Origin of the sequence: Synechococcus sp. RS9902 (assembly GCF_014279635.1) — a bacterium.
GTDB lineage: Bacteria > Cyanobacteriota > Cyanobacteriia > PCC-6307 > Cyanobiaceae > Parasynechococcus.
In genome coordinates this window covers 1,429,375-1,441,972 of sequence record NZ_CP047949.1, presented here as the reverse complement: position 1 = coordinate 1,441,972, position 12,598 = coordinate 1,429,375, and the positions used below count along the sequence as shown (strand labels likewise).

The following is a 12,598-nucleotide window of genomic DNA, read 5'->3' as shown; positions in this document are numbered from 1 at the left end:
TCTGGAAATGGTGTGCTGAACACGCCTTTTGAGCTGGTCACCAGTCTTGGTTTCGCTGGCTTTGTGTTGCTGCTGCTGGCCATGCCCATGGCTTTCTGGGCGGTGTCCAGCCAGTCCCGTGCTGGCTTGGTGCGACTGCTGGTGGCCGTCGCCAACCTTCTGTTCACGGCTCAGCTGATTTTGCGTTGGTGGCAATCCGGCCACTTCCCGATCAGCAACCTCTACGAATCCCTGTGCTTTCTCGCCTGGGCTTGCACCCTCACCCAGCTGCTGGTGGAACGGGCCTGGCCTTCTCCCATCGTGGCGGCTGCGGCCACCCCCATGGGCCTTGGTTGTATTGCCTTCGCCAGCTTTGCCTTGCCCGATCAATTGCAGTCAGCGGCTCCTTTGGTTCCTGCCCTGCGCTCAAGCTGGCTGGTCATGCATGTGAGCGTGATCATGGTGAGTTACGCCGCACTGCTGGTGGGATCCCTGCTCTCCTTGGCGGTGTTGGTCACCGATCGCGGCCAATCCCTGGAACTGCGGAGTAGTTCCATCGGCAGTGGTGGATATCGTCAGGCGGCCTCGATCGCGAATGGTGGTTCTGTTCAGCTGCAATCGGTTCAGCTGAGCACCAATGAGCAACTCGACAGCCTCAGTTATCGCACCATCACCGTTGGGTTCTTGATGCTTACGGTGGGCATCGTGAGTGGTGCTGTTTGGGCGAATGAAGCCTGGGGCAGCTACTGGAGCTGGGATCCCAAGGAAACCTGGGCCTTGATCTGCTGGCTGGTGTATGCGGCTTATCTGCACACACGCCTCAGTCGCGGTTGGCAGGGCCGACGCCCAGCTCTTGTGGCTGTTGTTGGCCTTGTGGTGATCGCTGTTTGTTACATCGGGGTGAATCTGCTGGGCATTGGTTTGCACAGCTACGGCTGGTTTTTCTAAACAGCACTTTGTGTGAACTCGATAGAGGCTCAACCGCCATCGACCTGACATCCAACAAGGGCACCGCCAACAGCCCCGGCAGGAATCGACCAGATCCAGTTGTCCTTTTTGGCAAGCGCGCCTCCCAAGGCTCCACCTAGAACGCCGCCAGCGAGGGTTCCTTCCAAACAAGAATGTCGTCCTCTGCTGCGGGAGTCGCCATAACCTTTCGTCCTCCTGACGTTGTCGGTGGATGAGCTGAATGGTTGTGGGCGTGATGCCCCTCCTTGTGCTTGTGGCTTTTGCGCCCATGGAAATGCAGGGTCTTGGGGCAGGGCCGTTCGACCCTCTCTTCTCGACTGCTGACGTAGCCAGGCTTTTCTCTGGTGCCGGGATTGTAAGTCTCAACATATTGATTCTGGTAGCAAGTCTTCGCCCTTGAATATGTCTTGTTGGCTAGGGCTGGTTCACTCAAGAGCGTCATCAACGCGACTCCTGTGAAAAGCCCGGAAAAAACTTTTTTCACAATGAACGGGTTGCTCTGTGATTCATTTTGCCTTCCCGAATAAGAAAGGGTCTGTCAACTTCAGTTGGATCTATGACAGGATGCATCTGGGCATGAGCTTATTGCTTTTGTTGGTTTTATCGTAAGGAGTTTTTTCTCTTCGAATCAATCCCCCAGATGAGGGATTGATCCTTTGGTCCAGATCCCCCATTCCAGGGATGTTTCGCCTGAGTTCAGTTTGTGAAGATGGCCCACCCTTAGTGGAAGAGATTCTTGAGCTGCATGCCTGCAGCTGTGGAAGGAAACCATGGTGGAGATGTGGGTCTGGCAGCGCAAGCGGCCGCCACCAGGGGATCGAGGCCTTACGGACTCTCCCCACCACTCAGGGGGGATCGAGGTCCACTTGGACTCTCCCCCCACACCAATCAACTCTGGGTTGTGATCACAACCCTCTCCTCTGCAGTAGGAACGAACAAATCAGGGCCTGCAGGAGCATTCCTCACTGAGATGAGCGATGCCGGTTCGTTTGTTGGGAGGTTTCGCTCTTTTCTGCTTCAGAGCGCAGATAACGCTTCCGCTGCGCTGATTCCAGGCCAGACAGCAAGACAGCTCGTCTTGAAGGTGCGACCCGCTTAGGCCGATCAAGACCCCGAAGCAGTGGATGGATGCCTCGTCTGCTCATGCTGTTCTCCCGGTTATGCGTGAATCTCGCGCCGTGACCTGTGGTCCATCGCGTTACTTAATAATTCCATGATCTTCAGTCTTGTTTTGTGATCCAAGTCACTGATTGGCGTGATGCCCTTCCAAGTTGTTGTTGGCTTCTCAGGACATGCATCAAGCCAACGGGCAAAAAGGAAGGCCACCCCTGCAAAGGGATGGCCTAAACCTTGTTGGCGTTCTTTGAAGCTGAACGAAGCCTCTGGCTGTATGGCTTGTCAGACCAGTCAGGCAGCTTCTAGATCTTGCTCAGTTGGACCGTCGTCACGCATTGGACGCCTCCGACTTCGACTCTCCCAGTCTCCTCCAGAGGAGCTGCTTTGATCATCCGTATTTCAACTAAGCGGCAGGGAAGAGAACCTGGGCCTGCCCGATGCGCAAAGTCAACGGAACTATTGAGCAAGATGTTGAAGGACTGAACCGATATTCATGCTCCCTTTGAGATATCCGGCAAAAGCCAATGCGATCACACCAGCATTCAGCGCCAGGAAGGCGGCAACCAATTTGACGTCATCATTCATCCATTGATTATCGGAGGCCTGTTCGCATCACTGTGGCTACCAAATCTTTGGAGATGATGAAACTGTTCAAGCGCTGGGTTCTTGCTTGAAGTGCTCATAAAAAAAGCCCGGCATGGCTGCCAGGCTTTTGGTGTTCAGCTGATGGTCTGCTGATCAGGCAAGGACGGCTTCCTTGCTGCTGCTGTTGCGGATGCCCTTGATCGCTTCGGCGTAATCGGGCTGGTTGAACACACCGGAGCCGGACACAATCGCGTTGGCACCTGCTTCGATCACCTTCCAGGCATTGCCTGCTTTGATGCCGCCATCCACTTCGATCCAGGGATCGAGACCCTTTTCGTCGCACATGCGGCGCAGGTCGCGAATTTTCTGAACCTGGTTTTCAATGAAGCTTTGCCCCCCGAAACCGGGGTTCACGCTCATGATCAGCACCAGATCGCAGAGCTCGAGGCAGTACTCGAGGGTGTCGATCGGTGTTGATGGGTTCAGAACTGCTCCTGCTTTTTTGCCTAGGTCCTTGATCTGAGCCAGGTTGCGGTGCAGATGAGGGCAGGCTTCAACCTGCACGGAAATGATGTCGGCACCGGCTTTGGCGAAGTCGGGGACGTACTTCTCCGGCTCAACGATCATCAGGTGAACGTCCAGGGGCTTCTGGGTCACCGGCCGCAGCGCCTCAACAATCAGCGGTCCAATGGTGATGTTCGGAACAAAGCGGCCGTCCATCACATCCACATGGATCCAATCCGCACCGGCTTCGTCCACGGCTTTCACTTCTTCGCCGAGGCGTGCGAAGTCAGCCGACAGGATCGACGGCGAGATCACCAGGGGCTTGGTGCTCATGGATGAGGAGCGCGGAGTGCCGGGAGATTTTAGGGACTCCTGCAACCACTGATACAGTGAGCCGCGCTCAGACGTCGAGATCCACTGCGGCGACGGCCAACTGCCCGTCCAGGAGATCTCGCCAACCCGTCCCACCTCATCCGGAGTCCCGTGGATCAGACCCTCATTCAGGAAATTCTCGAGATCGTCGAGCAGGCCGCCATCGCTTCCGCCTCGCTCTCCGGCAAAGGCCTGAAGGATGAAGCCGATGCATTGGCCGTCGATGCCATGCGCAAGCGCATGAACCAAATCCAGATGCAGGGCCGCATCGTGATCGGAGAGGGGGAACGTGATGAAGCTCCGATGCTCTACATCGGAGAAGAGGTCGGCACCGGCACCGGCCCCGGCGTTGACTTTGCTGTTGACCCTTGCGAAGGCACCAACCTCTGCGCCTTTAACCAGCGCGGCTCCATGGCTGTTCTCGCCGCTTCCGACCGTGGCGGTCTGTTCAACGCCCCCGACTTCTACATGAAGAAGCTGGCTGCTCCTCCGGCAGCCAAGGGCAAGGTGGACATCCGCAAATCAGCCACTGAAAACATCAAGATCCTCAGCGAGTGCCTGAGTCTCCCCGTCGACGAGCTGAACATCGTGGTGATGGATCGCGCTCGTCACAAGAACCTGATCGCTGAGATCCGTGCCACCGGCGCTCGCATCCAGCCCATCTCCGATGGAGACGTTCAGGCCGCCATCGCCTGCGGTTTCGCTGGTACCGGAACCCACTGCCTGATGGGCATCGGTGCTGCCCCTGAAGGTGTGATCTCCGCCGCTGCCATGCGCGCTCTTGGTGGTCACTTCCAGGGCCAACTGGTGTATGACCCTGCGATTGCTCAGACCTCCGAGTGGGCTGACATGACCAAAGAGGGCAACCTGGCGCGTCTCGCTGAGATGGGCATCGCCGATCCCGACAAGGTCTATGAGGCTGAGGAGCTGGCCTGCGGCGAGCATGTTTGTTTCGCTGGCAGCGGCATCACGGATGGTCTGCTCTTTGATGGCGTTAAGTTCGAAAAGGACTGCACCCGCACAAGCAGCCTGGTGATCAGCAACCTGGACAACACCTGTCGCTTCACCAACACCGTGCACATCAAAGACGGCGCCCAGAGCATCGCTCTGAGCTGATCGTCATCAACTGGTTGAGAGGAACGTCTTCATGCATATCTCCGTCGTCGGCCTCAGTCATCGGACGGCACCGGTGGAGATCCGGGAACGGCTCAGCATCCCTGAGCAGACCATGGAGACGTCCCTTCAATCCCTCCGCGGCAATGAGCAGGTGCTCGAGGCATCGATACTCAGCACCTGTAACCGCCTTGAGATTTACACCCTGGTCCGCAATCCGGACCTCGGCGTGTCTGCTGTCAGCGACTTCCTCAGCAGTCACTCCGGTCTTGAGACAGGGGAGCTGACGCCCCACCTGTTTAGTTACCACCACGAAGACGCTGTCGACCACCTAATGCGGGTGGCAGCAGGTCTCGACAGCCTTGTGCTGGGGGAAGGTCAAATTCTCTCCCAGGTGAAAAAAATGATGCGGCTCGGCCAGGAGCACAAATCCCTGGGTCCGATCCTGAACCGATTGCTCACCCAGGCTGTTTCCACCGGCAAACGGGTTCGCAGTGAAACCAACCTCGGAACGGGTGCTGTTTCGATCAGCTCAGCTGCCGTTGAGCTCGCCCAGCTCAAGCTCGGTCAATCCCGAGGTCTAGATCAACTGGTCACCCTGGAAAGCGAGCAGATCGCCGTTGTTGGTGCAGGGCGCATGAGTCGTCTGTTGCTCCAGCACCTTCAGGCCAAAGGTGCCTCGGGTGTTGTTCTGCTCAACCGCACCGTTGAACGGGCCGAGCAGCTGTCGGCTGATTTCCCTGATCTTCCTGTTCAGTGCAGGCCCCTTACGGATCTGGATCAGTACCTGAGCACCTGCTCGCTGATGTTCACCAGCACCGCCGCCGATGATCCGATCATTGATGCCGCACGTCTGGCTCCTCTGAACCGGCGCAGCAAGCTGCGCTTGATTGATATCGGTGTGCCGCGCAACATCGCTGCGGATGCTGCCGATGTGGACGGCGTTGAATCCCACGATGTGGACGACCTGCAAGAGGTCGTTGCCCGTAACCAGGAAGCCCGTCAGGCCATGGCCCGCGAGGCTGAGCAGTTGCTTCAGCAAGAAGCGCAGCAGTTCCTCGAGTGGTGGGACAGCCTTGAGGCTGTGCCGACCATCAACCAGCTGCGCTCGTCGATGGAGTCGATCCGTTCGGAGGAACTCCAGAAAGCCCTCAGCCGAATGGGCCCTGATTTCTCAGCCCGGGAACGCAAGGTTGTCGAAGCGTTGAGCAAAGGAATTATTAACAAAATACTCCACACGCCGGTGACCCAGCTGCGGGCTCCCCAGACCCGTCAGGATCGCCAACAGGCCCTCCGAATTGTCGAACGACTGTTCGATTTGGAAGCTTCTTGAGCTCTTGAGCGATTCAGTCGCGATCTGAATCCCAGTAATCTCGACTGATTCTTCCGAAAGACGGTTGCGAAGCCAAAAACTCCGGTAAGTTCTTGCGGCAACGCCGATTTGGGACAGCGGCATGAAGCGGGTCTTGGCCATCATTCTGGGCGGCGGTGCAGGCACGCGCCTGTATCCGCTCACAAAAATGCGCGCCAAGCCGGCCGTCCCTCTGGCAGGCAAATATCGACTGATTGATATTCCGATTAGCAACTGCATCAACTCCGACATCAACAAGATGTACGTGATGACGCAGTTCAACAGTGCGTCACTGAACCGTCACCTCAGTCAGACCTACAACCTCAGTAATTCCTTTGGTGGCGGTTTTGTTGAGGTGCTTGCAGCTCAGCAAACCCCCGACAGTCCCACTTGGTTTGAAGGCACTGCAGACGCTGTACGCAAGTACCAGTGGTTGTTCCAGGAATGGGATGTTGATGAATACCTGATCCTTTCCGGCGACCAGCTCTACCGGATGGATTACAGCCTCTTCATCGAGCACCACCGCCGCTCAGGTGCTGATCTCACCGTTGCTGCCCTTCCCGTTGATCCCAAGCAGGCAGAGGCTTTCGGTCTGATGCGGACCGATGAAAACGGCTCGATCAAGGAGTTCCGCGAGAAGCCCAAGGGTGATTCGCTGCTGGAGATGGCTGTCGACACCTCTCGCTTCGGCCTCAGTGCCGATTCAGCCAAGGAAAGGCCCTATCTGGCCTCGATGGGCATTTACGTCTTCAGCCGTCAGACCCTCTTTGATCTGCTCGACAAGCATCCCGGGCATAAGGATTTCGGCAAGGAGATCATTCCCGAGGCTCTCGCGCGGGGCGACAAGCTTCAGAGCTATGTGTTCGACGACTACTGGGAAGACATCGGCACCATCGGTGCGTTCTATGAAGCCAACCTCGCGCTGACCCAACAACCCACGCCCCCCTTCAGCTTCTACGACGAGAAATTCCCCATCTACACCCGTCCTCGCTATCTGCCCCCTAGCAAGCTGGTTGACGCCCAGATCACCAACTCGATTGTTGGCGAAGGCTCGATCCTGAAGTCCTGCAGCATCCACCACTGTGTTCTCGGGGTGCGCAGTCGCATTGAAAGTGACTGCGTGCTTCAGGACACGCTGGTGATGGGGGCCGACTTCTTCGAATCTCCAGATGAACGCGCTGTCTTGAAAGAGCGCGGAGGCATTCCGCTCGGCGTGGGCAAGGGCACCACCGTGAAACGCGCCATCCTCGATAAGAACACCCGCATTGGTTCGGGTGTCTCGATCATCAATAAGGACAACGTGGAAGAAGCCGACCGTTCCGATCAGGGCTTCTACATCCGCAACGGCATTGTGGTGGTGCAGAAAAACGCCACCATCGCTGATGGAACGGTGATCTGAGGGCAGCAACCGTTTTAAGGAATGAGCCGACGTCTTGCTGCCGATGGCTCATTCCTGACATTTATTGGTTGATTTGCGGTCGAGACCAACCGAGATCAACACACTGAGATCAGTCCTCAGTGGTCCTTCAGGCCATGTCCAAGTCTCACTTCGGCCTCATCGGTCTTGGCGTGATGGGCGAGAACCTCGTCCTGAATGCGGAACGCAACGGTTTCTCCAGCGTTGTCTACAACCGCACCTACGCCAAAACCGAAGACTTCCTCCAGGGGCGTGGCAAGGACAAGAACATTCAGGGCGCCACTGACCTCGAAGATTTCGTTGGCAAGTTGGAGCGCCCCCGCCGGATTTTGATGATGGTGAAGGCGGGGCCTGCAGTGGATGCTGTTGTTGATCAGCTCTCCCCCTATCTCGAAGAAGGCGATCTGCTGATTGATGGAGGCAACTCCGATTACCACGACACCGAACGTCGGGTGAAGCAACTCGAGAGCAAGAGCTTCGGTTTCATCGGTATGGGTGTGTCCGGTGGCGCCAAAGGTGCCCTGGAGGGGCCGAGCATGATGCCCGGAGGAACCAAGACCTCCTACGAGGCCATCGAGGGCCTTGTGAACAAGATGGCGGCTCAGGTCGAAGACGGACCTTGCGTGACCTACATCGGTCCCGGCGGGTCAGGACACCTGGTGAAAACCGTCCACAACGGGATCGAATACGGCATTGAGCAGATCCTTGCCGAGGGCTACGACCTGATGAAGCGGGTCAAGGGAATGACCGGTGTGCAGATGGCCGACGTTCTCGGTCAATGGAACGCCACAGAAGAGTTGTCGTCGTATCTGGTGGAAATCACCGAGGTGTGTCTCCGCACCAAGGATCCCGTCGATGGCACTGATCTGGTGGAAAAAATCACCGATCAGGCTGGCCAGAAGGGCACGGGCCTCTGGACCGTGGTGACGGCACTGCAGATGGGTGCCTCTGTTCCCACCATCTATGCCTCTCTCAATGCAAGGGTGATGAGCTCGATGAAGCCCCAACGCGTGGCGGCCGAATCGATCCTCAAAGGACCAACCATCAAGGACATTGACCTGGGAACGCCTGACGATGCCATGGCTCCGCTGATGGATGCCACGGTGCTGAGCTGCATCGCCAGTTATGCCCAGGGCATGGAGCTTCTGCGAATCGCCTCCCAGGATCTCGACTATGAACTCCACATGCCGTCGATCGCTCAGATCTGGAAGGGTGGCTGCATCATTCGGGCCCGTCTGCTGAAGCGCATTCAGGATGCTTTCCACGCGGATCCCCAGCTGCCTAACCTGATGGTTGATCCCTGGTTCGCTGAACAGATCAACCGACGGCTTCCCGGACTGGCTCAAGTGGTGGCCGGTGCCGCCGAGGCAGGTATTCCCGTTCCCTGCTTCAGCAGCACCCTCGACTACATCAACAGCTACCGCTCCGGTCGCCTTCCTCAGAACCTGGTTCAGGCGATGCGGGATTGCTTCGGCTCCCACACCTACCAAAGGGTCGACAAGGAGGGGACGTTCCACACCGAATGGCTCAGCTGAGCGGTTGAGCGATGACCAACTACCGCATCGAGCGGGCGAAGGATCCTCAGGACCTCGCCCGTCAGGTCTGTGAAACTGTTGCCGCCCAAATTGATCTGGCCTTGGATCAACGGGACCGCTGCCAGATCGCTCTCTCCGGTGGGAGCACGCCCGCCAGCGCCTACTCCCTGCTCGGTCAGGAACGTTTGCCCTGGGACCGGGTGGACGTCGTTCTGGGTGACGAGCGCTGGGTGGCTGCCGACGATGCGTCCAGCAACGCCGGCATGCTGCGCCGCACCCTTCTCGCCCCAGGGCCTGGAGCTTCAGCCGCTTTTCATCCCGTGCCCACCGTGGAACTGGAGAGCCCTGAGGCCAGTGCCCAGGCTTTTGCTGACCAGCTTTCTCAGCTGTGCTCAGGAGCACCACCGGTGTTCGATGTGATGCTGCTGGGCCTGGGGGATGACGGCCACACCGCATCCCTGTTCCCCGGCACCGAGGCTCCAGCGGTGTCGGATCGCTGGACGACCATCGGGCGCGGCAAGGGGTTGGATCGCATCACCATGACGGCTCCTGTGCTCAGTGCCGCTCGTCAGGTGATCTTCCTCGTCAGTGGGGCCGGTAAACAGGAGGCCCTCCGGAGACTGGTTGATCCCTCCGAATCCTACGATCGCACTCCCGCTCGGCTGGTTCAACCTGCTAGTGATGTGCTGATCCTTGCTGATCAGGATGCAGCCGCCGGCCTCTGAACAGATCCTTTTCCAGGGCAGCGACTTTGCTGACTGGGCCAGCCTGAACGACACGATCATGGGCGGCCGATCCCGTGCCGGTTGCCGCGTGACCCCCGACGGACTCGTGCTGGACGGGGAGCTGGTGGAGACCGGCGGTGGTTTCGTGAGCTGCCGCTCCCCTCGCCTGCAGCCCCCGCTCGATCTGTCCCCTTATTCAGCACTTCAGCTGGATGTTGAGGGTGAGGGACGCACCCTGAAGATTGCCCTTGGTTGCCGGGATGGAGCCATGGGACTCACGGAACTGATTCCCGGTGGTCTCCGCTGGGTGGTGGATGTTGCGACCAAACCGTCCGGTGTGACCCCTGTTGTGGTGCCATTCGCCGACCTCAGACCCACGGTGCGTGCCAAGCCCGTTGGCTTACCGCTGCGCTTCGATCCCAGTGGCATCACCCGCATTCAGGTGTTGCACTCGAAATTCGGCGATGCTGGGGATCTCAATCCGGGGTTTCGCGCTGGGTCCATCCGGGTGCTGATCCGTTCAATCCGCGCCTTGCCCTGAGTCCATGGACCTTTTGGTGTTGATTGCCAAGGCGGCTGACGTTTGCCTCAAGCCCTGGAGCCATGCTGTTGTTCTGATCGATCCTTCGGCTCCAGAACAGATCGACGATCTGCACGTGCGGATTGAATGCCGTGATGGTGACGGCCAGCGTTGCTCCGATCAGGATCTTGAACTGGAGATCTATCGGAGTGGCGATGAGATCAATCTGATGCTGAGCTGGTGGGACCAACCGGAACGTCCGATGCTCTGGCACGGGCGCCATCCGGTCTGGATGGATGGCGCATCGGGGCAGCGCTGTGCGGCACCGCAGGATGCCGCCCCGCTTGAAGCATTGGGTCGGCGCCTACGGGCTCTGGTGCAACCGGCTGTTTGATTGCGCCGAATTCAATCGGCGTGGTCGGTGGTCGCACCCCGGCTTGAGCTGGAGACGAGCCGCGCGTACTTGCCGAGAATTCCGTTGTGGTAACGGGGTTCCGGCTTGCTCCATCCCGCCCGGCGGCGATCCAGTTCCGCGTCATCCACGTTGAGTTGGAGCAGCAGCTGATCAGCATCAACCGTGATGCTGTCGCCTTCTTGAACCAGCCCGATCGTTCCGCCAACGGCGGCTTCAGGAGCCACGTGACCCACCACCAGGCCATAGGTGCCGCCGCTGAAGCGGCCATCGGTGATCAGGGCGACCTTGTCCCCAAGGCCCTGACCAACGATCGCTGAGGTGGGAGCCAGCATCTCCCGCATGCCCGGTCCACCGACGGGACCCTCGTTGCGGACCACCACCACATCCCCGGCCTGGATCTTTTTGTCGAGGATGGCGGCAAGGCAGTCTTCCTCGCTTTCAAACACCCGCGCCGGGCCGGTGAGAACAGGGGTCTTCACACCGCTGATCTTCGCCACGCTTCCCTCGCTGGCGAGGTTGCCCTTGAGGATGGCGAGGTGCCCTTTGGCGTAAAGCGGATTGCTCAGGGGGCGGATCACGTCCTGCCCGGAGGGCGGCTCCGAGGGCACATCGGCGAGCAACTCCTTCAGGCTTTTGCCCTCCACCGTTCGGCAGTCGCCGTGCAGCAAGCCTGCATCCAGCAGCAGCTTCATCACCTGGGGAATGCCGCCGGCGTTGTGCAGATCAACGGTCACGTAGCGGCCGCTGGGCTTGAGATCACAGATCACCGGCACCCGCTGACGAATCCGTTCGAAGTCATCGATGCTCAGAGCAACGCCGGCGGTGCGGGCAATGGCCAGCAGGTGCAGCACCGCATTGGTGGAGCCACCCACCGCCATGATCACGCTGATGGCGTTCTCAAAGGCTTCCTTGGTGAGCAGATCCAGGGGGCGGATGTTGGCTTTCACTGCCTCCACCAGCACCTCGGCGGAGCGAGCCGCACTGTCGGCCTTTTCCTCGTCCTCGGCAGCCATCGTGGAGCTGTAGGGGAGGCTGAGACCCATCGTTTCGATGGCGGCACTCATGGTGTTGGCGGTGAACATTCCGCCGCAACTGCCAGCCCCAGGGCAGGCATTTTTCTCAACTGCGGTGAGCTGCTCTTCGTCGATCTTGCCGCTGGTCAGTTGGCCGACCGCTTCAAAAGCGCTCACCACCGTGAGATCACAGCCGCCCAGCTTGCCCGGCTTGATCGTGCCGCCGTAGACGAACACTGAAGGGATGTTCATCCGTGCCATCGCGAGCATGGCGCCGGGCATGTTCTTGTCGCAGCCACCAACGGCCAGCACCCCATCCATGCTCTGGCCATTGCAGGCCGTTTCGATGGCGTCAGCGATCACTTCACGGCTCACCAGGGAGTACTTCATCCCTTCGGTTCCCATGGAGATTCCATCACTCACGGTGATGGTTCCGAACATCTGTGGCATGCCTCCGGCCTGCCGGGCCGCTTCCTCAGCTCGTTTGGCCAGGTCGTTCAGCCCCACATTGCAGGGGGTGATGGTGCTGTAGCCGTTGGCGATGCCCAGGATGGGCTTGCCGAAATCGCTGTCTCCAAAGCCCACGGCCCGCAACATGGCGCGGTTGGGAGACCGCTGAATCCCCTTGGTGACGGCGTCGGAGCGAAGCATGGAACGGAGCGGACCAGTGGCAATCAAGCTAACCTACCGAGCGCTCATCCTTCGCTACCGAGTCCCTCGAGTTGGGCGCGAACCCGGGCGATCTCCGCGTTGAGTTTTTCCACCCGCTCCTCGAGGTGTCCGTTGCCTGCGCTGTCCAGCACTTCGGAACCGTCCTGCATCCGCGGTGCGTGCAACATCGACTTCTGCGCCCCGTAACGCCTGCGCCTGTCGGCTTCATTGAGGAGCCACCAGGCCAGGCCTGCAGCACCGAGCACTGCTCCGGTGACCAGAGTTGCCAGGGTGCCTGAGCCCGTGTCGTGCTGCTGGGCCATGGGTGCGATC

Annotated in this window: 13 protein-coding genes; 8 read left to right on the top strand and 5 right to left on the bottom strand. The window is 59.0% G+C overall.

The window, feature by feature from the left end:
• The first annotated feature begins 12 nt into the window (after positions 1-12).
• Complete coding sequence (gene ccsB, locus SynRS9902_RS07920; protein ID WP_114989075.1) at positions 13-927, top strand: c-type cytochrome biogenesis protein CcsB; 915 nt, start codon at positions 13-15, stop codon at positions 925-927.
• 29 nt (positions 928-956) lie between these two features.
• On the opposite strand, the gene SynRS9902_RS13515 is transcribed toward ccsB, so the two are convergent.
• The 3 genes from SynRS9902_RS13515 to rpe all read right to left on the bottom strand — a co-directional run bounded on the left by SynRS9902_RS13515 (position 957) and on the right by rpe (position 3,486).
• Positions 957-1,094: a glycine zipper 2TM domain-containing protein gene (locus tag SynRS9902_RS13515; RefSeq protein WP_255446073.1), complete on the bottom strand. Its 138-nt coding sequence runs from the start codon at positions 1,092-1,094 to the stop codon at positions 957-959.
• A 1,426-nt stretch (positions 1,095-2,520) separates the two neighbouring features.
• The gene (locus tag SynRS9902_RS13670; protein ID WP_255446072.1) at positions 2,521-2,649 is read right to left on the bottom strand and encodes a hypothetical protein; all 129 of its coding nucleotides are present in this window, start codon (positions 2,647-2,649) and stop codon (positions 2,521-2,523) included.
• A gap of 153 nt (positions 2,650-2,802) precedes the next feature.
• Entirely contained in the window at positions 2,803-3,486 is a 684-nt protein-coding gene (gene rpe, locus SynRS9902_RS07910; protein WP_115008971.1) for a ribulose-phosphate 3-epimerase, read from the bottom strand.
• Positions 3,487-3,636: 150 nt separating this feature from the next.
• Between rpe and glpX the strand changes: the two genes are divergently transcribed.
• The 7 genes from glpX (at position 3,637) to SynRS9902_RS07875 (ending at position 10,580) form a co-directional block, all read left to right on the top strand.
• Entirely contained in the window at positions 3,637-4,641 is a 1,005-nt protein-coding gene (gene glpX, locus SynRS9902_RS07905) for a class II fructose-bisphosphatase (RefSeq protein ID WP_186508716.1), read from the top strand.
• A gap of 31 nt (positions 4,642-4,672) precedes the next feature.
• Positions 4,673-5,971: a glutamyl-tRNA reductase gene (locus tag SynRS9902_RS07900; protein WP_114989079.1), complete on the top strand. Its 1,299-nt coding sequence runs from the start codon at positions 4,673-4,675 to the stop codon at positions 5,969-5,971.
• Between the two features lie 121 nt (positions 5,972-6,092).
• A complete protein-coding gene (locus tag SynRS9902_RS07895) occupies positions 6,093-7,388 on the top strand; it encodes a glucose-1-phosphate adenylyltransferase (RefSeq protein WP_114989080.1) in 1,296 nt (431 codons plus the stop codon).
• Positions 7,389-7,522: 134 nt separating this feature from the next.
• A complete protein-coding gene (gene gndA / locus SynRS9902_RS07890; protein ID WP_186508715.1) occupies positions 7,523-8,941 on the top strand; it encodes an NADP-dependent phosphogluconate dehydrogenase in 1,419 nt (472 codons plus the stop codon).
• Positions 8,942-8,952: 11 nt separating this feature from the next.
• On the top strand, positions 8,953-9,666 hold the full coding sequence (gene pgl, locus SynRS9902_RS07885) for a 6-phosphogluconolactonase (RefSeq protein ID WP_186508714.1): 714 nt from the start codon (positions 8,953-8,955) through the stop codon (positions 9,664-9,666).
• Complete coding sequence (locus tag SynRS9902_RS07880) at positions 9,647-10,207, top strand: CIA30 family protein (protein ID WP_186508713.1); 561 nt, start codon at positions 9,647-9,649, stop codon at positions 10,205-10,207. The genes pgl and SynRS9902_RS07880 overlap by 20 nt, the downstream gene beginning before the upstream one ends.
• A gap of 4 nt (positions 10,208-10,211) precedes the next feature.
• Positions 10,212-10,580, top strand: coding sequence for a hypothetical protein (locus tag SynRS9902_RS07875; RefSeq protein ID WP_114989084.1), 369 nt, complete (start codon positions 10,212-10,214; stop codon positions 10,578-10,580).
• 11 nt (positions 10,581-10,591) lie between these two features.
• On the opposite strand, the gene ilvD is transcribed toward SynRS9902_RS07875, so the two are convergent.
• Positions 10,592-12,265, bottom strand: a complete 1,674-nt coding sequence (gene ilvD, locus SynRS9902_RS07870) for a dihydroxy-acid dehydratase (RefSeq protein WP_186508712.1) — start codon at positions 12,263-12,265, stop codon at positions 10,592-10,594.
• Positions 12,266-12,309: 44 nt separating this feature from the next.
• Entirely contained in the window at positions 12,310-12,588 is a 279-nt protein-coding gene (locus tag SynRS9902_RS07865) for a hypothetical protein (protein WP_114989086.1), read from the bottom strand.
• Positions 12,589-12,598 lie beyond the last annotated feature (10 nt).